This window comes from Pseudomonas sp. GL-R-26 (assembly GCF_019947365.1).
GTDB lineage: Bacteria > Pseudomonadota > Gammaproteobacteria > Pseudomonadales > Pseudomonadaceae > Aquipseudomonas.
The window spans coordinates 134,530-153,231 of the sequence record NZ_JAGYGI010000001.1; the positions used below are offsets into that span (position 1 = coordinate 134,530).

At 60.9% G+C, this 18,702-nt stretch carries 14 protein-coding genes; 3 read left to right on the forward strand and 11 right to left on the reverse strand.

The genetic code is table 11. The features are described 5' to 3' along the window. Positions 1-4: 4 nt before the first annotated feature. The 3 genes from KGA96_RS00585 to KGA96_RS00595 form a co-directional block, all read right to left on the reverse strand. Positions 5-1,255, reverse strand: coding sequence for a sarcosine oxidase subunit beta (locus tag KGA96_RS00585; RefSeq protein WP_007947735.1), 1,251 nt, complete (start codon positions 1,253-1,255; stop codon positions 5-7). Between the two features lie 23 nt (positions 1,256-1,278). Beyond that, positions 1,279-2,532 (reverse strand): serine hydroxymethyltransferase, encoded by a 1,254-nt coding sequence (glyA, locus tag KGA96_RS00590; protein WP_046039380.1) that lies wholly within the window; start codon positions 2,530-2,532, stop codon positions 1,279-1,281. A gap of 283 nt (positions 2,533-2,815) precedes the next feature. Further along, positions 2,816-3,580, reverse strand: coding sequence for a TraX family protein (locus KGA96_RS00595; RefSeq protein ID WP_046039379.1), 765 nt, complete (start codon positions 3,578-3,580; stop codon positions 2,816-2,818). A 132-nt stretch (positions 3,581-3,712) separates the two neighbouring features. On the opposite strand from KGA96_RS00595, the gene KGA96_RS00600 reads away from it, so the two are divergent. Together KGA96_RS00600 and KGA96_RS00605 are read left to right on the forward strand one after the other, a co-directional pair. Continuing rightward, on the forward strand, positions 3,713-4,750 hold the full coding sequence (locus KGA96_RS00600; protein WP_046039378.1) for a low specificity L-threonine aldolase: 1,038 nt from the start codon (positions 3,713-3,715) through the stop codon (positions 4,748-4,750). A gap of 243 nt (positions 4,751-4,993) precedes the next feature. Continuing rightward, a complete protein-coding gene (locus KGA96_RS00605) occupies positions 4,994-5,818 on the forward strand; it encodes an SDR family oxidoreductase (RefSeq protein ID WP_223511293.1) in 825 nt (274 codons plus the stop codon). A 73-nt stretch (positions 5,819-5,891) separates the two neighbouring features. Here the strand turns inward: KGA96_RS00605 and gbcB are convergent, their stop codons facing one another. Beyond that, positions 5,892-6,992: a glycine-betaine demethylase subunit GbcB gene (gene gbcB, locus KGA96_RS00610; protein WP_046039551.1), complete on the reverse strand. Its 1,101-nt coding sequence runs from the start codon at positions 6,990-6,992 to the stop codon at positions 5,892-5,894. Positions 6,993-7,275: 283 nt separating this feature from the next. On the opposite strand from gbcB, the gene gbcA reads away from it, so the two are divergent. Then, positions 7,276-8,571: a glycine-betaine demethylase subunit GbcA gene (gene gbcA, locus KGA96_RS00615; RefSeq protein ID WP_046039375.1), complete on the forward strand. Its 1,296-nt coding sequence runs from the start codon at positions 7,276-7,278 to the stop codon at positions 8,569-8,571. Positions 8,572-9,350: 779 nt separating this feature from the next. Here gbcA and KGA96_RS00620 read toward each other — a convergent pair. The 7 genes from KGA96_RS00620 to KGA96_RS00650 all read right to left on the reverse strand — a co-directional run bounded on the left by KGA96_RS00620 (position 9,351) and on the right by KGA96_RS00650 (position 18,632). Beyond that, a complete protein-coding gene (locus KGA96_RS00620; RefSeq protein WP_046039373.1) occupies positions 9,351-10,517 on the reverse strand; it encodes a retropepsin-like aspartic protease in 1,167 nt (388 codons plus the stop codon). Positions 10,518-10,794: 277 nt separating this feature from the next. Next, positions 10,795-11,565, reverse strand: coding sequence for an electron transfer flavoprotein subunit beta (locus KGA96_RS00625; RefSeq protein ID WP_046039371.1), 771 nt, complete (start codon positions 11,563-11,565; stop codon positions 10,795-10,797). 15 nt (positions 11,566-11,580) lie between these two features. Then, positions 11,581-12,801: an electron transfer flavoprotein subunit alpha/FixB family protein gene (locus tag KGA96_RS00630; RefSeq protein WP_046039370.1), complete on the reverse strand. Its 1,221-nt coding sequence runs from the start codon at positions 12,799-12,801 to the stop codon at positions 11,581-11,583. Further along, positions 12,801-14,747 (reverse strand): dimethylglycine demethylation protein DgcB, encoded by a 1,947-nt coding sequence (gene dgcB / locus KGA96_RS00635; RefSeq protein WP_046039368.1) that lies wholly within the window; start codon positions 14,745-14,747, stop codon positions 12,801-12,803. The genes KGA96_RS00630 and dgcB overlap by 1 nt, the downstream gene beginning before the upstream one ends. A gap of 222 nt (positions 14,748-14,969) precedes the next feature. Beyond that, positions 14,970-17,030, reverse strand: coding sequence for a dimethylglycine demethylation protein DgcA (dgcA, locus tag KGA96_RS00640; protein WP_046039367.1), 2,061 nt, complete (start codon positions 17,028-17,030; stop codon positions 14,970-14,972). Positions 17,031-17,045: 15 nt separating this feature from the next. Next, the gene (locus KGA96_RS00645; RefSeq protein ID WP_008048169.1) at positions 17,046-17,576 is read right to left on the reverse strand and encodes a DUF5943 domain-containing protein; all 531 of its coding nucleotides are present in this window, start codon (positions 17,574-17,576) and stop codon (positions 17,046-17,048) included. Positions 17,577-17,654: 78 nt separating this feature from the next. Beyond that, positions 17,655-18,632 carry a dipeptidase gene (locus KGA96_RS00650; protein WP_046039549.1) on the reverse strand — a complete coding sequence of 326 codons (978 nt, stop codon included), beginning with the start codon at positions 18,630-18,632 and terminating at the stop codon, positions 17,655-17,657. Positions 18,633-18,702 lie beyond the last annotated feature (70 nt).

Genomic DNA, 18,702 nt, shown 5'->3' on the forward strand with positions numbered 1-18,702 from the left:
CCTGTTAGTGGGCAACCGCAGCAGCGCCGTGTTCATCGATCAACGCACCGTTGTGGAAACGGTCGATGGAGAAAGGTGCGGCCAATGGGTGCATTTCACCCTTGGCCAGGCTCGCGGCAAACACGTTGCCCGAGCCAGGTGTGGCCTTGAAGCCGCCGGTGCCCCAACCGCAGTTGAAGAACATGTTCGGTACCGGGGTTTTCGAAATGATCGGACAGGCATCCGGCGTGGTGTCGACGATGCCGCCCCACTGACGGTTCATGCGTACCCGCGACAGCACCGGGAACATCTCGACGATGGCCTGGATGGTGTGCTCGATCACCGGGTACGAACCACGCTGGCCGTAGCCGTTGTAGCCGTCGATACCGGCACCGATCACCAGGTCGCCCTTGTCGGACTGGCTGATGTAGCCGTGCACGGCGTTGGACATGATCACGCTGTCGATAATCGGCTTGATCGGCTCGGACACCAGCGCTTGCAACGGGTGGGATTCGATCGGCAGGCGGAAACCGGCGAGCTTGGCCATGTGCCCGGAGTTACCGGCGGTCACTACGCCGACGCGCTTGGCGCCGATGAAGCCCTTGTTGGTTTCAACGCCGATGCACACGCCGTTTTCCTTACGGAAACCGATCACTTCGGTCTGCTGGATCAGGTCCACGCCGAGGGCGTCGGCAGCCCGGGCAAAGCCCCAGGCCACGGCATCGTGACGGGCCACGCCGCCGCGACGCTGGACGGTCGCGCCCATCACCGGGTAGCGGGTGTTCTTGGAGCAGTCGAGGTACGGAATCTCGTCGGCAACCTGTTTGGCATCGAGCAGTTCACCGTCGACGCCGTTGAGGCGGTTGGCGCTGACCCGACGCTCGGAATCACGGATGTCCTGCAGGGTGTGGCACAGGTTGTAGACGCCGCGCTGGGAGAACATCACGTTGTAGTTCAGGTCCTGGGACAGGCCTTCCCACAGTTTCATCGCGTGTTCGTACAGGTGCGCCGACTCGTCCCACAGGTAGTTGGAGCGCACGATGGTGGTGTTGCGCGCGGTGTTACCGCCGCCCAGCCAGCCTTTCTCGACCACGGCCACGTTGGTGATGCCGTGTTCCTTGGCCAGGTAGTAGGCCGTTGCGAGACCATGCCCGCCACCACCGACGATGACCACGTCGTAGACCTTTTTAGGGGTCGGCGTGCGCCACATTTTCTGCCAGTTTTCATGATGGCTGAGAGAGTGTTTGAAGAGGCCGAAGCCCGAGTAGCGTTGCATAGTCATTTACTCCAAAACCGCACTCAGCGATAAACCGGGAAGTCCGCGCACAGGGCTGCCACTTGCTCGGCGACATTGGCCTCGACATCGGCGTCGCCGAGGTTGTCGAGGATGTCGCAGATCCAGCCGGCCAGCGTGACGCACTGGGTCACCTTGAAGCCGCGAGTGGTGACCGCCGGGGTGCCGATGCGCAGGCCGGAGGTCACGAACGGCGACTGTGGATCGTTCGGGACAGCGTTCTTGTTCACAGTGATGTGGGCGCGACCGAGGGCTGCGTCCGCCTCTTTACCGGTCAGGCCCTGACGGATCAGGCTGACCAGGAACAGGTGGTTGTCGGTACCGCCGGACACTACATCGTAGCCGCGTTTGATAAACACGCCGGCCATGGCCTGGGCGTTGTCGATCACTTGCTGCTGGTAAACCTTGAAGCCAGGTTCCAGCGCTTCCTTGAAGCACACTGCCTTACCGGCGATCACGTGCATCAGCGGGCCGCCCTGGGCACCCGGGAAAACTGCCGCGTTGAGCTTCTTCTCGATTTCTTCGTTGGACTTGGCCAGGATCAGGCCGCCACGTGGACCGCGCAGGGTCTTGTGGGTAGTGGTGGTGACCACATCGGCGTAAGGCAGCGGGTTCGGGTACAGGCCGGCAGCGACCAGACCGGCCACGTGGGCCATGTCGACGAACAGCAGCGCACCGACCTTGTCGGCGATCTGGCGGAAGCGCGGGAAGTCGAGGGTCTTGGAATAGGCCGAGAAGCCGGCAACGATCATCTTCGGCTTGCACTCGACGGCCAGGCGCTCGACTTCGTCGTAATCGATCAGACCGGTCTTGGTATCGATGCCGTACTGCACGGCGTTGTACAGCTTGCCCGAGGACGACACTTTGGCGCCGTGGGTCAGGTGACCGCCGTGGGCCAGGCTCATGCCGAGGATGGTGTCGCCGGCTTGCAGCAGGGCCAGGTATACGGCGCTATTGGCGGAGGAACCGGAGTGCGGCTGAACGTTGGCGTAATCGGCGCCGAACAGTTGCTTGGCGCGCTCAATGGCCAGTGCCTCAACCTTGTCGACGTGTTCGCAGCCACCGTAGTAGCGCTTGCCCGGATAACCTTCGGCATATTTGTTAGTCAGGCCGCTGCCTTGCGCTTCCATCACGCGCTTGCTGGTGTAGTTCTCCGACGCGATCAGCTCGATGTGATCTTCCTGACGTTGCTCTTCGGCATTCATCGCCGCCAGCAGTGCATCGTCGTAACCCTGGATCTGGTCTTGCTTGCTGAACATCGCGTCTCTCCCAGCGGCGGCGGTGCGCCATTCGTCTCGGTGAGGCACTGGCGTTTCGGCAGTGCCCTTTGGTAGCGATGGTATGACTGGCTTGGAGTCGTCAAATGCCTACGGGCGCCACGCAAAGGTGCGTTTACGACATGGGAAGAAATGGCAGGCCAAACACGACCGTCGATCCAGCGCAGATCCCCTGTGGGAGCGAGCTTGCTCGCGATAGCGGCATCACATTCAACATTGATGTCGACTGACCCGCCGCCATCGCGAGCGAGCTCGCTCCCACAGGTCAGGCGATGGCCTGTCGCACTGCGAGCAACACAAGGAAATGCAGGGGATAGAGCGCATACGCCCAGCGCCGCATCGGCGGTGGTTTTGCGCCCTTTGCATGTCGCAACAAGAACAGCCCGAGCCATGGCGCGATCAGGCACGTGACGATGGCCGGAATCGCCGCGACATTGCCCAGGCGAGCGGCGTGATACAGCAACTGCCACTGATTGGCCGCCAGGCACACCACCCCCGCCAACAGCGCGAAATACCAGGGCCGTTGCAGTACCAGCAACATCGCCAGCGGCAACAGCACTCCAAAGAAACCGAACATCAACCGCTGGGAGAAAAACCCTGCCAGCATCAACGCGCCCACCGCCAGCAGCCGCGAGGCAAGCACCGGCTGCTGCCAGCCACGAATCACCAGCAAGCCCAAGGCAAGGGTGGGCAGCACGTTCAAGGTGTCGGGATTGGGAATGTACATCCGGTAAGGAATTTCACTCACCGCGCTAAACAGCAACAACCACCCCAGATAGCGCCACTGGCCACCGGTCGTCGCAGTCCGCGTGCGCGCCAGATTGGCCGCCATCGCCAAACAGAACCATGGAAACGCCAGGCGCCCCGGCACATACAACAGATCGGCGGAATAACCGACATATCGCAGGTGATCGAGCACCATGCACAGCAGCGCCAGCCACTTGAGCAGATCCAGTGCCCCGTCGCGCTGCTTTAAGTGCATGGCCTTGTGCATGGTCTTGTGCATGCTCTTGTACATAGTCACGTGCATAATTGCCCTTCGACACTGTATTTTCCCGACAGCGACATCCTGTGCGCTCCACCTGACGATCTTGGGTACAGTGCGCACCCTCATTGACCACGGGACGCTTCACCATAGGCATCTCGACCACGGAAGCAGGCCATGACCGACAAGAGCCAACAATTCGCCAGCGACAACTATTCCGGCATCTGCCCTGAAGCCTGGGCTGCCATGGAACAGGCCAACCACGGCCACCAGCGCGCATACGGCGACGACGAGTGGACCGCCCGCGCGTCCGACGATTTCCGCAAGCTGTTCGAAACCGACTGCGAAGTGTTTTTCGCCTTCAACGGCACCGCCGCCAACTCGCTGGCGCTGTCGTCGTTGTGCCAGAGTTACCACAGTGTGATCTGCTCGGAAACCGCCCACGTCGAAACCGACGAATGCGGCGCCCCGGAATTCTTCTCCAACGGCTCCAAACTGCTGATCGCCCGCACTGAAAACGGCAAGCTGACCCCGGAATCGATCCGTGAGGTCGCGCTCAAGCGCCAGGACATCCACTACCCGAAACCCCGCGTCGTGACCCTGACCCAGGCCACCGAAGTCGGCAGCGTCTACACCCCGGACGAAATCCGCGCCATCAGCGCCACCTGCAAGGAACTGGGCCTGAACCTGCACATGGACGGCGCGCGCTTCTCCAACGCCTGCGCCTTCCTCGGCTGCACCCCGGCCGACCTGACCTGGAAGGCCGGCGTCGACGTGCTGTGCTTTGGCGGCACGAAAAACGGCATGGCAGTGGGCGAGGCGATTCTGTTCTTCAACCACAAACTGGCTGAAGACTTCGATTACCGCTGCAAGCAGGCCGGGCAGTTGGCGTCGAAAATGCGCTTCCTGTCGGCACCGTGGGTCGGGATCCTGGAAAACGACGCCTGGCTCAAATACGCCAACCACGCCAACCACTGCGCGCAATTGCTGGCCGAACTGGTCAGCGACATCCCCGGCGTGGAACTGATGTTCCCGGTACAGGCCAACGGCGTGTTCCTGCAACTGTCGGAACCGGCCATCGCCGCACTGACCGCCAAGGGCTGGCGCTTCTACACCTTCATCGGCAACGGCGGCGCACGCTTCATGTGCTCGTGGGACACCGAGGAAGAGCGCGTGCGTGAATTGGCGCGGGATATCCGTGAAGTCATGGCATAACCACGATCCCCTGTGGCGAGTGGGCTTGCCCCCGTCGGACTGCGCAGCAGGCCCAAAGTCTGAGTCCGTGGTTTGTCAGTCAGACCGCGACAGCAGGTTTTACGACGGCTGCGCCGCCGAACGGGGGCAAGCCCCCTCGCCACAAGTTCGCGTTCGTCCGTTCCCCCGCCACTGCTCCTGAAAGACTTCGTCTACATTGTTTGTCGAGCCTGTGCTCACATAACAATAATCAGGAGCGTCAGCATGTCATTGCAAGGCAAAACCCTGTTCATCACCGGCGCCAGCCGCGGCATCGGCCGCGAGATCGCGCTGCGGGCCGCACGTGACGGCGCCAACATTGTGATTGCCGCCAAAAGCGCCGAACCCCACGCCAAGCTGCCGGGCACGATTTTCAGCGTGGCCCAGGAGGTGGAAGCCACAGGCGGCAAGGCGCTGGCCTTGCAGGTGGATGTGCGTGAAGAGGATGCCGTACGTGCGGCGCTGGCCCAGGCCAACGAACATTTCGGCAGTATCGATGCGCTGATCAACAATGCCGGGGCGATCAAGCTGACTGGGGTCCAGCACCTCGAACTCAAGCGCTTTGATCTGATGCATCAGATCAACACCCGCGCCGTCTTACTGTGCAGCCAGGCTGCGTTGCCTTACCTGAAAAAATCCGGCGGCCACATCCTCAATCTGTCCCCGCCGCTGAACCTTGCCACCAAGTGGTTCGCCCAATACAGCCCCTACACCGTCACCAAGTACGGCATGAGCATGCTGACCCTGGGCATGAGTGAGGAATTCAAGAACTACGGGATCAGCGTCAACTCGCTATGGCCACAGACGATGATTGCCACCGCCGCGATCGAGTTTCAGCTGGGGTCGCGCGAGTCGTTCAAACATGCGCGCCTGCCTGCGATCATGGCCGATGCCGCCCATGTGATTCTGAGCAGCAGCGGGCGCAGCCTGACCGGGCGTTTGTTGATTGATGAGGAGATTCTGCGAGAAAGCGGTGTGACGGAGTTCGAACACTATCGGTTCGCGCCGGACAGCAGCGACAAGCTGATGACGGATCTGTTTATTGACTAAAAACCTGTGGGAGCGAGCCTGCTCGCTCCCACAAGGGAACACCACTGCTTTCAGAGATATATTCCCACCCGAATCAATACTCGATCCGCACATCGCCTTTCGGCACGCTGCAGCACGACAGGATGAACCCTTCGGCTTCGTCTTCCTCGGTGATCCCGCCGTTGTGTTCCATCTCCACTTCGCCGCCCAACTTCAGCACCTTGCACGTCCCGCAAATCCCCATGCCGCAAGCTTTCGGAATCATCAGGCCGACCTTGGCCGCCGCCGCATGCACGGTCTCGCCTGGGGCCACGCGGATGCTCTTGCCGGAGGTGGTGAATTCCACTTGATGCAAGTCCGCGGCGTCGACTTCCGGTGCCTCGGCCGCTTGTTCAGCGTGTTCCACGGCGTCAGCGCGCGCCTCTGGCGGGGTCGCACCGAAGGATTCTTCGTGATAACGCGACATGTCGAAGCCAGCGGCTTCCAGCAAGCGCTTGACCGCATTCATATACGGTGTCGGGCCGCAGCAGAATACTTCGCGCTCAAGGAAGTCAGGCGTCATCAATTCAAGCATTCTGTGGTTCAGGTAACCGCGATAACCGGCCCATGGCTCACCCATGCCGTGCTTCTCGCAGATCAGGTGCAGGCTGAAGTTCTCGATCCGCGACGCCATGTGTTCCAGCTCACGGTGGTAAATGATGTCTTTAGGCGAACGGGCGCTGTGGATAAATACCATGTCGACATTGCCGTTGGTGTCGTAGAACCAGCGCGCCATGGACATGACCGGCGTGATACCAACGCCGCCGCTGAGGTAGAGCACCTTCGGCGCGGTGAAGTCCATGGCATTGAACAGCCCGACCGGCCCGTGCACCGCCAGCTCCTGGCCTTCGTGCAGGGTGTCGTGCAGCCAGTTGGACACCTTGCCGCCCGGCACGCGCTTGATGGTCACCGAAAAGCTGTACGGCACCGATGGCGAGCTGGAAATGGTGTACGAACGCATGATCGGCTGGCCTTCAATCTCCAGCTCCAGGGTGACAAACTGCCCCGGTTTGAAGAAGAACAGGATCGGCTGGTCGGCCATGAAGCAAAAGGTGCGCACATCCCAGGTTTCCTGGATGACTTTGACGCAACGGACGATGTGTCGACCATTGGCCCAGGTCTGGGTGGTTACCGGGTTCAGGAAGCTGTTGGACATGCTGATCTCCACGGCCGACTGTCGGCCTTCATGTTGGCGATTCTGCGTATAGCGCGAACCATCCATTTACCTATCTGCGACATTGACATGCTTATCGCGACCAGCCCCCAACGACCGGGGCTTGCGCGTCGGGAACAGATTGCACCATGTCGCCCATGGATAAGGTTCTGGCCAGCGCCGGCCCCACACTCGCCCCATACCAAGACACATTCTTTACACCTTGCGTAGCAACCCTGATTAGCCACTTTCGCCGGCCACACAGAATGGCCTTGAGGATTAAACGATGGACGTCACTACTACCCTGAGCCTGGGCGATCCGCTGGAACCCGCACGCAAGGCCACCGCACAGATGCTGCAAGAGCGCGAGCGCACGTTCTCGCTGCCGCAGCCGTTTTACTCCGACGAGCGCCTGTTTGATATCGACATGCAGGAAATCTTTCAGAAAGAGTGGTTGATCGCCGGCATGACGTGCGAGATCCCTACCAAGGGCAACTACCTGACCCTGCAGATCGGCAAGAACCCGATCATCGTGATCCGTGGCGCCGAAGGCGTGGTGCATGCGTTCCACAACGTCTGCCGCCACCGTGGCTCGCGCCTGTGCACCAGCGACAAGGGCAAGGTCGCCAAGCTGGTTTGCCACTACCACCAGTGGACCTACGAACTGGACGGCCGCCTGCTGTTCGCCGGCACCGAAATGGGCGCCGACTTCGACATGAAAGAGTACGGCCTCAAGCCGGTGAACGTGAAGACCGCCGGCGGCTACATCTTCATCAGCCTGGCGGAGAATCCGCCGGCCATCGATGACTTCCTGTCGACACTGAACCATTACATGGAACCGTACGACATGGAGAACACCAAGGTGGCGGTGCAAACCACCTTGATGGAAAAGGCCAACTGGAAACTGGTGCTGGAAAACAACCGCGAGTGCTACCACTGCAACGCGTCGCACCCGGAACTGCTGAAAACCCTGCTGGAGTGGGACGACGTCACCGACCCGCGCGCCGACCAGGCCTTCAAGGACCACGTCGCCGCCTCCGCCGCTGCCTGGGAAGCCGAGAAGATCCCTTACGCCCACGCCAGCTTCGGCCTGCGTAACCGCATCGTGCGCATGCCGCTGCTCAAGGGCACCGTGTCGATGACCATGGACGGCAAGCAGGGCTGCGCCAAGTTGATGGGCCGCATCCAGAACCCGGACCTGGGCTCGATGCGCATCCTGCACCTGCCGCACTCGTGGAACCACTGCATGGGCGACCACATCATCGTGTTCACCGTGTGGCCGATCAGCGCCCAGGAAACCATGGTCACCACCAAGTGGATCGTGCACAAGGACGCGGTCGAAGGCGTGGACTACGACGTGGAGCGCATGCGCCAGGTCTGGGACGCCACCAACGACCAGGACCGTCGTCTGGCCGAAGAGAACCAGCGCGGCATCAACTCCACTGCGTACCAGCCTGGGCCTTACTCCAAGACTTATGAGTTTGGTGTGGTGAACTTCGTGGACTGGTACAGCGAGCGTCTGCTGAGCAACCTGGGGGCCGAGCCTGCGCCGTACCTCAAGGGTGTCCCGGTTAGCGGCTAAACATCAAAAGCATCGCGAGCAGGCTCGCTCCCACACTCGATCTGTGTCGTTCACAGATCCACTGTAGGAGCGAGCCTGCTCGCGATGGCACCCTCTGCATCAACACAATCCTCTCGGTAATTCCTCTCCTCATTAGAACTGCACGAAATATGACCTATCTCGTTCAGGCCTATGCCCGCCGCACCTCCCAGCCTTCCGCGAACAAGTTATCCACACCTCCACCCACAGCTATTGGGGACAACTGTGGAAAGACCGCAAAATTTCTCCACAAAACCCAAAGAAAAATCGTGACTTATCCAGAAGCATGCTTCCACGAGCGGTCTGATCATTTTTTGATCAGAAGCCTGAAAGGCACGGACTGCGTAGCTTTCAGAGGATGGCGAACACCTTATCCACAGAAGCGCCAACAGACTTTGGGGTTAACTTCGAAGACACTGTGGAAAACCGCTATAACCCGCAAGAAACCGGTGTTTGCGTGGAATTCTACGGCTCACAACCATCAATTGATCACTTTTTGATCGCAACCATGAAAGCCGCTGTTTATAAGGCCTACAGCCGAAAGCAAACATCTTATCCACAGAAGCGCCAACAGAGATTGGGGGCAAGTCTGCACCCACAACAGCACTTATCCCGTTGAAAAAGCTTGGAAAAACCACGGACAGGACTGGTTGTTTTTTGACCTGAGGCTTGCAGGGCCTGATTTATATGGGGTGTAGCCATGGGCGAACATGTTATCCACAGAACCACCAACAGGGATTGTGGGTAAACACCGAAGTTGTTCAGATTTTATTGAGACATGAGCGACCTGAATCCAGATCCAGGTTCAATTCAAAGTCTTTGAACGCGTGCCATCCGAGCAATATTGACGGGACGTATTGCCCGCCTATCAGCGACGGCGGGATGGTAAAGCCCGGGTAGTATTTGTAGGTGACCGCCATGGTGTTGCCTTGCAGGGCCAATACGCCGTCGAAGCGTTGGAAGCGTTTGTTGTTGCCGGTGTAAACGTTCGAGCCTCCCGGTGTCAGCGCCTGCACAACGCTGACTTGCCTGCCGGGCGACGAGGCCGTCAAGTAGTCGACATTTCCGGTATCGATGATGGCCTGCGTTGCCCGGCGATCCAGCTGTGCGGCCACCACCAACCGTTGATTGAGATCCAGGCGGCTAATGGCAATCGGCGCATCACAGCGTGTGGCCGGCGGCGGATTCAGCTCCAGTGTTCTGCTGGTGATCTTCAAGCGCCCCAGCTTGCTGATCAGATCCAGCCCCAACAGATTGTCCCGGTCGCTGACAAAGACCAGGACATTCCTGAACTCGCGGGTGCCGACTTTCAGCGACCCGAGAACTCCCAGCCTCGCGGCCAAGCCTTTTTCGCCATAAAACGTGCTGTAGCGATAAAAAGCATCGGGCAACAACCTGATGCCCAACTGTTTCGCAGTGTCGATGTTGACCCGGGTTTGCGGTGCGCCCGTGTCCAGAACAAAACGCGCCGAGACACCATTGGCCGCGCCGACCTCGATAAATGGCAGCACTTGTTCAGCGTTGTAGAAGTCGTCGGCATACGGATAGAGCGGCAGCACCTCATACCGCGTCGAACCGTTGACCGTGAAATCGCCGGTCGCCGCCAGGACAGCCAGTGATTTGCTGCCAAACGTGGAGAACAGCGGCTTCAGATCGGCGCTGGCCGCAATCGCCCGGGCATGCCTGGCCTTGATCGCCAGGTAGTACTCGGGGATTTGATTGGCGGCCTTGGCTTCGAGCAATCTGGCGAAGACCGTCACCGAGCAGCTGAGGTGTCTGTCGGCATCCAGTACCTTGTCGCACTGTTGCCGCAGTTGCGCCAGGGACGCGTTGCGGCCTTGTTCGGAGTCTATCCAGCGGTAAAAATCCTGATCAGCCTCGGACGCCTTTGTCTGGGCGGCAGAGATCAAGCCTGTGGATAACCACATGGCCGATGCACAGAGCGCCAGAAGAGCGAAAGTCTTCATATTCAGGCCAGTCATAAAAACAGGGTTTTATGAGTCAGCGCTGAATGTCTGAAAGCTCCCGAAAACGTGCCGCACCCTTGATCAGCGCATGGAAAACTGTAGCTCACCGGGCTGACGGGTGTGGTGCGGGACGAAGAGATCCTGTGGGAGCGAGCTTGCTCGCGATGACGGAGTATCAGTCAACATCAATGCCGCCTGATACCACGCTTTCGCGAACAAGCCGCCCCCACAGTGTTTGTTAGCGAACCACACCTTCTTCAATCAGCAATTTGAGGATGGCCTCGGCCCCGGCTTGCGCCGTCACGCCCTTGAGTACCTGCCCGCCTCCACCACTGGCCTTGGCCGTCGCGGCTTTCATTCGGTCGGCACCGCTCTTGGCCTTGATCACCTTCAGACGCTTGGGCCTTGGCTTGGCCGGTTGCAGGGTTGCGACCGCGAGCAGTTCATCGTCGATGACCTCGACGTCCTGCGCTTGCAGCACGCCGCGTCGGGCCGGGCCGTAAGCGCTCTGCCGAGGCTTGGGTGCAGCGTTATCCACCGTCGCCAGAAACGGCAGGCGTACCTTCAGCCGACGACGTTGACCGCGGGGCAAGGCTTGCAGCACCAGCGCCGAACCGCCATCGATGGACTCGACCTGCGCCAGTCCCACCACCAGCGGCCAGCCCAGGCTTTCGGCCAGCAGGAAGGGCAACATGCCCGAGCCTTCACCGGTTTCCGCCTGGCTACCGGTCAACACCACCTGCGCCCCGGCATCGCGCAAATAGTCGGTCAGCGCCGGTAGCGCGTCGGCGCCTTGCGGTTGTTCCAGCACATGCAGTTGCTCAAGCCCCATGCCCAGGTAGGCGCGCAATGCAGGCTCGGAAATGTCGCCGGCATGCAGCACCTGCAAGTTATCCCCAGCCAATTGCAGGCCCAGTTCAACCGCCCGCGCATCCTGCTCCGCGCGACGCGGCCGACCGGATGTCGGGTGGGCGCCGATGGACACCAGGCTGATGATTTTCGTGCTCATAACCCTTTCCTTCCCTTAAGCCGCATCGCGCTTGGCGTCGTTGCGGTAAGCCTCTACCGCCTCGATCAAGGCTTGAAGAATCTCCGCGCTCTCGCCAATCACCGAGAGGTCCGCACGCTTGATCATGTCGCAGCCCGGGTCGAGGTTGATCGCCACCACCTTGTCGCAGGCACCAATGCCTTGCAGGTGCTGGATCGCCCCGGAAATCCCCACCGCCACATAGACCCGTGCAGTGACCCAGGTGCCGGACGCGCCGACCTGGCGGTCGCGGGCCATGAAGCCGTCGTCCACCGCCACCCGCGATGCGCCTTCGGTCGCGCCGAGGGCTTCGGCGGTCCTGTGGAAAAGTCCCCAGTCCTTGACCCCGTTGCCACCGGAGAAAATGAACTCGGCTTCGGCCATTGGAATTGCCGCCGGATCGACGGCCACCGCGCCCAGATCTTCGATCCGCGACAGGCTGCGCGCCACAGTTGTGGATAACTCCACGGCCAAGGCTTCGTGACGGGTTTCGCTGACCGGTTCGGCGCACTCGGCAGCCGCCAGAATCAATCGCGCCAGCGGCCGGGCAAGGTCTTGCAGACCTGCGCCAGCACGGCCGATGCACTCCTGATCCTTGACCTGCCAGACCCGCGTGGCCGGGCGCTCGCCCAGTGCCGCAGCAAAACGACGGCCGAGTTCGCCACCGCCACTGCGGCTGTCCGGCAGCAACCAGTGACGCGGGCTGAACTGGTTATCCACAGCCCGCAGGCCCTGGACCCGTTGCTCCGGTGCATAACCGTTGAATTCTTCGCCTTCCAGCACCAGCAGGCGGTCGACGCCCGCCGTGGCGAAAGCGTTTTCCTTGTGTTCGCCGAACACCACGGCCAGCACTGCGCCGTCCTTGCCGGCCAGTTGATGGGCCAGGCCCAGCAGGTCGCGGTCGTGACTGCTCAAGCGACCACCGACCATGTCCGGCACCACGCTGATGTAAAACGCAGGCGCGGTCACCTGATGCAGCGGCAATTGTACTTCCACGGCAGCCGAGCGCTTGGTCGCCCCGCCCTGCTGAGCGCCGCTGCGGTCGATGCGTTTGATACCGTTGGGGCCGATGAAACCGACTCCATGGGGATTCTTGCGGATGACGCCGTTAGGCCCCATCCAGCTGTGTTGCGCCGGCTGCATGGCTGCGTGCAGCGGGTGCAGACGGTTGCGGGCAATCCATTCGGCCCGCGGGTCGCGGCGGATAATGTCGCTCATCAGTGGGCCTCCGCTGGTTCACGTTGGGCCGGCGTAGAGGGTTTGGAGGCGGCTTCTTCCAGCAACGCGTCGGCCACCAGCTCGGCAATGTCCTTGATCATCGGCCGGGGTTCGACCACGCCTTCGAGCATCGCGGTGCATTGTGGACAACCCACGGCCACCAGTTCGGCGCCGGTTTCGCGGATGTCTTCCATGCGCATGTCGGGAATGCGTTGCTTGCCGGGAATGTCGGTGATCGGCGCGCCGCCACCACCGCCGCAGCAGCGCGAGCGGAAGCCGGAACGTTGCATCTCTTTCACTTCGATCCCTAGGGCGCGTAACACCTGACGCGGTGCCTCGTATTCGCCGTTGTAGCGGCCGAGGTAGCACGGGTCGTGGTAGGTCACGCTGTCGCCTTTGTGCTGACCGAGATTGAGCGCGCCAGCATCGATGATTTCCGCCATGTAGGTGCTGTGGTGCTGCACCAGGTAGTTGCCATCGAAAGCGCCATACTCGTTTTTCAGCACGTGGAAACTGTGCGGATCGCAGGTGACGATGCGGTTGAAACTGTATTTGGCCAGAGTCTGGATGTTGCGCTTGGCCAACAGCTGGAAGGTCGCTTCGTCGCCCAGGCGCCGAGCCACGTCACCGCTGTCGCGTTCTTCGAGGCCGAGCACCGCGAAGTCGATTTTCGCCGCTTTCAGCACTTTGACGAACGCACGCAGGGTGCGCTGGTTACGCATGTCGAAGGCACCGTCGCCAACCCAGAACAGCACGTCGGTGGATTTCTTTTCGCTGAGCAGATTGAGGTTCAAGTCTGCTGCCCAGTTCATCCGCCCTCCCGGCGCGAAACCGCCCGGGTTGTCGGTGGCGATCAGGTTTTCCAGCACCTCGGCGCCCTTGTTCGGGGTGGCGCCTTTTTCCAGGGTCAGATGGCGACGCATGTCGACGATGGCATCGACGTGCTCGATCATCATCGGGCACTCCTCGACACAGGCGCGGCAGGTGGTGCACGACCACAGGGTCTCGGCATCCACCAGGCCGTTGACGATCGGTTGATGCGGATTACCCGCGTGTTCGCCAATCGGCTTGCCCGGATACGGGCTGCCGGCGAACTTGGCGTCAGTGCCACCGGCCAGGCCGACGACCATGTCCTGAATCAGTTTTTTCGGGTTCAACGGCTGGCCGGCGGCGAACGCCGGGCACGCCGCTTCGCATTTACCGCACTGCACGCAGGCGTCGAAGCCGAGCAATTGGTTCCAGGTGAAATCCTTGGGTTTTTCCACGCCCAGTGGCGCGGTCGGGTCATTCAAGTCCAGAGGCTTGAGGCCCGTGGAACGACCGCCACCGAAGCGTTCTGCGCGACGGTGCCAGGCCAGGTGCAGCGCACCGGCGAAGGCGTGTTTCATCGGCCCGCCCCAGGTCATGCCGAAGAACAGCTCCGACACGCCCCACAACACGCCAACCCCGAGAATCGCCGCCAACAGCCAGCCACCGAAGTTTTCCGGGAGGATCCCTGCCACCGGCAGGGTCAACAGGAAGAACGAGACCGAGAACGCCAGCAGGCTTTTCGGCAGGCGCATCCACGGGCCTTTCGACAGACGGGACGGCGGGTTGCGCCGACGCAGGTAAACAAAGATCGCACCAACGAACATCACCGCTGTCATCAGCAGCAACGCATAGCCGAGGAAGCGGTTATGCAGGCCGAAACCATGCACCAGGATCGCCAGCACGATGGACGCCACCGCACCGCCGGCCGTGGCGACGTGGGTGTTGGCAATGTATTTGTCCCGCGCGACCACATGGTGCAAGTCGACCATGTAGCGCTTGGGCATGGCGAACAGGCCGCCGATCAGGTCGACTTTCGAAGCCCGGCCCCGGCGCCACATGGCCACCCGCCGCAACGCGCCCAGGACACCAAGGCCCAGGGCTGCGAACAACAGGATTGGAAGAAGGGTGTTCAACATGGTGAAGCTCCCAAAGACCTCGGGTCTTGCAAGGGTTCATGTGCTTGCCGTTAAAGGCCTGACACCGACCTGTGGCGAGGGGGCTTGCCCCCGTTCGGCTGCGAAGCAGTCGTAAATCGGTCAAATGCATTTTTTACTGACAGACCGCATTGACTGATTTTGGGGCCGCGTCGCAGCCCAACGGGGGCAAGCCCCCTCGCCACAGTGATGATGGTGATACTGTTAGAAATCCTTGCACAACCGCAGCGCGTCATAGATCGCAGCGTGTGTATTACGCTGAGCCACGCAGTCGCCGATACGGAACAGCAAGTAGCCGTCACCCGTGGTGCTCAGCGATGGCTGCGGCTTGATCGCGAACAAGGCTTCGATGTCCATCTGGCCTTTGTTGCGCGAGCCTTCCTTCAGCGAGTAGTAGATTTCTTCGTCCGGACGCACGCCGTTTTCCACCACCACCTGGTCGACCACCCGCTCCTCTTTGGCGCCGGTGTATTCGTTTTCCAGCACCGCCACCAGCTTGTCGCCTTCGCGGTAGACCTTCTCCAGCATCATGTCCCCGGTCATGATCACTTCTTTGGGGTACATGCTGCGGTAGTAAGTCGGGAACGACGTACCGCCGATGGCCACGCCCGGTTTGATGTCGTCGGTGACGATCTCGACCTGGCTGCCCTTGTCGGCGAGGAAGTCGGCCGTCGACATCCCGGTGAACTCGCAAATGGTGTCGTAGACCAGTACGTTCTTGCCCGGTGCAACCTTGCCATCAAGGATGTCCCAACTGCTGACCACCAGGCCTTCAGCCGCGCCCCAGTGTTCGTTCTGCTCCAGGAATGGATGGCCGCCGACGGCGAGCACCACCACGTCTGGACGCAAGTCGAGAATGGTTGCCGCATCGGCCGCCACGCCCAGGCGCAGGTCAACTTTCAAACGCGCCAATTCCAGTTGGAACCAGCGGGTAATACCGGCGATCTGGTCCCGTTGCGGGGCTTTCGATGCGGTCGTGATCTGGCCACCGATGAATTCTTTCTTCTCGAACAGGGTCACGTCGTGGCCACGTTCGGCCGACACGCGAGCGGCTTCCATCCCGGCAGGACCGGCACCGACCACCACAACTTTGCGCTTCACACCGGTCGACTTCTCGATGATGTGCGGCACGCCCATGTATTCACGGGAGGTCGCGGCGTTCTGGATGCAAAGTACGTCCAGGCCTTGGTACTGACGGTCGATGCAGTAGTTGGCGCCGACGCACTGTTTGATCTGGTCGACCTGGCCCATCTTGATCTTGGCGATCAGGTGCGGGTCGGCGATGTGGGCGCGGGTCATGCCGACCATGTCGACGTAGCCGCCCTCCAGAATACGGGTCGCCTGGTTCGGGTCCTTGATGTTCTGCGCGTGCAGTACAGGTGCCTTGACCACTTCCTTGATACCGGCCGCCAGATGCAGGAACGGCTCCGGTGGATAACTCATGTTGGGGATAACGTTGGCCAGGGTGTTGTGGGTGTCGCAACCCGAGCCGACCACACCGATGAAGTCGATCATGCCGGTGTCGTCGTAGTACTTGGCGATCTGCTTCATGTCCTCATGGGACAAGCCATCCGGGTGGAATTCATCACCGCACAGACGGATGCCGACGCAGAAATCCGGACCGACTTCCTTGCGCACAGCCTTGATCACTTCCAGGCCGAAACGCATGCGGTTCTCGAAGCTGCCGCCCCATTCATCGGTACGCTTGTTGACCCGCGGGCTCCAGAACTGGTCAATCATGTGCTGGTGCACGGCCGACAGTTCGACGCCGTCCAGGCCACCGGCCTTGGCCCGCGCCGCAGCAGTGGCGTAGTTGCCGATCACCCGCCAGATTTCTTCCGGCTCGATGGTCTTGCAGGTCGCACGGTGCACCGGCTCACGGATGCCCGACGGCGACAGCAGGGTTGGCCAGTGCTCGCCGTCCCAACGGGAACGACGGCCCATGTGGGTAATCTGGATCATGATCTTGGCGCCATGCTTGTGCATGGCATCGGCCAGGTTCTGGAAGTGCGGAATGATCCGGTCGTCCGCCAGGTTCACCGACTTCCACCAGCCTTGCGGGCTGTCGATGGCCACGCTGGAGGAGCCGCCGCAAATCGCCAGGCCGATCCCGCCCTTGGCTTTCTCTTCGTAATACTTGACGTACCGGTCGGTGGTCATGCCGCCGTCGGTGGCATAGACCTCGGCGTGCGCGGTGCTGAGCACGCGGTTGCGGATGGTCAGTTTGCCGATCTGGATCGGCTGGAACATTGCTTCGAAAGCCATGGCGGGTTCCTCGACTTACAACGGCTTGACGGTGAACAAGCCGTCTTCGTGGCCCTCTTCGGAGCCACCGTAGACTTGTTCGGCCACGGTGCGGATCTTGCTGCCGCGAGCGGCGAGGATCTGATCCATCGCCCCTGCAAACCAGCCGGTGAACATGTAGTCGACCTTGCGCCCGACCTTGCCGTACACGTAGACGAACGCCGAGTGTTCGAGCTTGACGCTGGCGGTGCCTTTGTCGAGGTCGATGTCCTGGATCTTGAACAGGCCCCAGCCACGCTGCGACAGGCGCTTCATGTAGTGTTCGAACACTGCGACGCCTTCCAGGCCGTGGCATTCGGCTTCTTTTTCACACCAGTGCCAGGCGGACTTGTAGCCGGCCTTGTAGAGGATTTCGGCGTAGGCTTCAGCGCCCAGCACTTCCTCGATGCCCATGTGGTTGTTGACGAAGAAATGACGTGGCACGTACAGCATCGGCAGGGCGTCGGAGGTCCAGACACCGGTTTCGCTGTCGACTTCGATTGGCAATTGCGGGGCGATCTTGGCCATGGAAACTTAACTCCAGAAAAATTGTTGTGTTGCCCGCTGCACGGACGGCAGCGGGAAAGGATTCAGAAGTGCGGCGGCTTATTCGCCCCAGACATCTTTCAAGACGTTGACCCAGTTCTCGCCCATGATCTTGCGTACCACGCGCTCGGAGTGGCCGCGCTTGAGCAGGGTCTCGGTCAGGTTCGGGAACTCGCCCACGGTGCGGATGCCCAGCGGGTTGATGATCTTGCCGAAGCTGGTCAGACGGCGGGCGTAGCCCTTGTCGTGGGTCAGGTATTCGAAGAAGTCCTGGCCGTGGCCCTGGGTGAAGTCGGTGCCGATACCGATGGCGTCTTCGCCGACGATGTTCATTACGTACTCGATGGCTTCGGCGTAGTCGTCGATGGTCGAATCGATGCCCTTGGCCAGGAACGGCGCGAACATGGTCACGCCGACAAAGCCGCCGTGGTCGGCAATGAACTTGAGTTCTTCATCGGACTTGTTGCGCGGGTGCTCCTTGAGCCCCGACGGCAGGCAGTGGGAGTAGCAGACCGGTTTCTTCGATTCGAGGATGACTTCTTCGGAAGTCTTGGAACCGACGTGGGACAGGTCGCACATCACGCCTGCCCGGTTCATCTCGGCGACGATTTCGCGACCGAAGCCCGACAGGCCGCCGTCACGCTCGTAGCAACCGGTGCCCACCAGGTTCTGGGTGTTGTAGCACATCTGCACGATACCGACGCCAAGCTGCTTGAAGACTTCGACATAGCCGATCTGGTCTTCAAAGGCGTGGGCATTCTGGAAGCCAAAAAGGATGCCGGTCTTGCCCTGCTCCTTGGCTTTACGGATGTCGGCGGTGGTGCGGACCGGAATCACCAGGTCGCTGTTCTCGCGGATCAGCTTCTGGCTGGCGGCGATGTTGTTGACGGTGGCCTGAAAGCCCTCCCACACCGACACGGTGCAGTTGGCTGCCGTCAGACCGCCCTTGCGCATGTCTTCGAACAGCTCGCGGTTCCATTTGGCAATGATCAGACCGTCGATAACGATGCTGTCGGCGTGTAATTCGGCTGGGCTCATCAGGCTGTCCCCTTGTTGGCGATTCATGCGCCGAATCGTCTGCCGGCGCTTTGGGGCCAGCATATGCCTC

What these genes read in the sequence shown, in the direction of transcription:
- KGA96_RS00585 (WP_007947735.1), bottom strand. Translation starts at nt 1,255, where the DNA reads ATGCAACGCTACTCGGGCTTCGGCCTCTTCAAACACTCTCTCAGCCAT.
- glyA (WP_046039380.1), bottom strand. Translation starts at nt 2,532, where the DNA reads ATGTTCAGCAAGCAAGACCAGATCCAGGGTTACGACGATGCACTGCTG.
- KGA96_RS00595 (WP_046039379.1), bottom strand. Translation starts at nt 3,580, where the DNA reads ATGCACGTGACTATGTACAAGAGCATGCACAAGACCATGCACAAGGCC.
- KGA96_RS00600 (WP_046039378.1), top strand. Translation starts at nt 3,713, where the DNA reads ATGACCGACAAGAGCCAACAATTCGCCAGCGACAACTATTCCGGCATC.
- KGA96_RS00605 (WP_223511293.1), top strand. Translation starts at nt 4,994, where the DNA reads ATGTCATTGCAAGGCAAAACCCTGTTCATCACCGGCGCCAGCCGCGGC.
- gbcB (WP_046039551.1), bottom strand. Translation starts at nt 6,992, where the DNA reads ATGTCCAACAGCTTCCTGAACCCGGTAACCACCCAGACCTGGGCCAAT.
- gbcA (WP_046039375.1), top strand. Translation starts at nt 7,276, where the DNA reads ATGGACGTCACTACTACCCTGAGCCTGGGCGATCCGCTGGAACCCGCA.
- KGA96_RS00620 (WP_046039373.1), bottom strand. Translation starts at nt 10,517, where the DNA reads ATGTGGTTATCCACAGGCTTGATCTCTGCCGCCCAGACAAAGGCGTCC.
- KGA96_RS00625 (WP_046039371.1), bottom strand. Translation starts at nt 11,565, where the DNA reads ATGAGCACGAAAATCATCAGCCTGGTGTCCATCGGCGCCCACCCGACA.
- KGA96_RS00630 (WP_046039370.1), bottom strand. Translation starts at nt 12,801, where the DNA reads ATGAGCGACATTATCCGCCGCGACCCGCGGGCCGAATGGATTGCCCGC.
- dgcB (WP_046039368.1), bottom strand. Translation starts at nt 14,747, where the DNA reads ATGTTGAACACCCTTCTTCCAATCCTGTTGTTCGCAGCCCTGGGCCTT.
- dgcA (WP_046039367.1), bottom strand. Translation starts at nt 17,030, where the DNA reads ATGGCTTTCGAAGCAATGTTCCAGCCGATCCAGATCGGCAAACTGACC.
- KGA96_RS00645 (WP_008048169.1), bottom strand. Translation starts at nt 17,576, where the DNA reads ATGGCCAAGATCGCCCCGCAATTGCCAATCGAAGTCGACAGCGAAACC.
- KGA96_RS00650 (WP_046039549.1), bottom strand. Translation starts at nt 18,632, where the DNA reads ATGAGCCCAGCCGAATTACACGCCGACAGCATCGTTATCGACGGTCTG.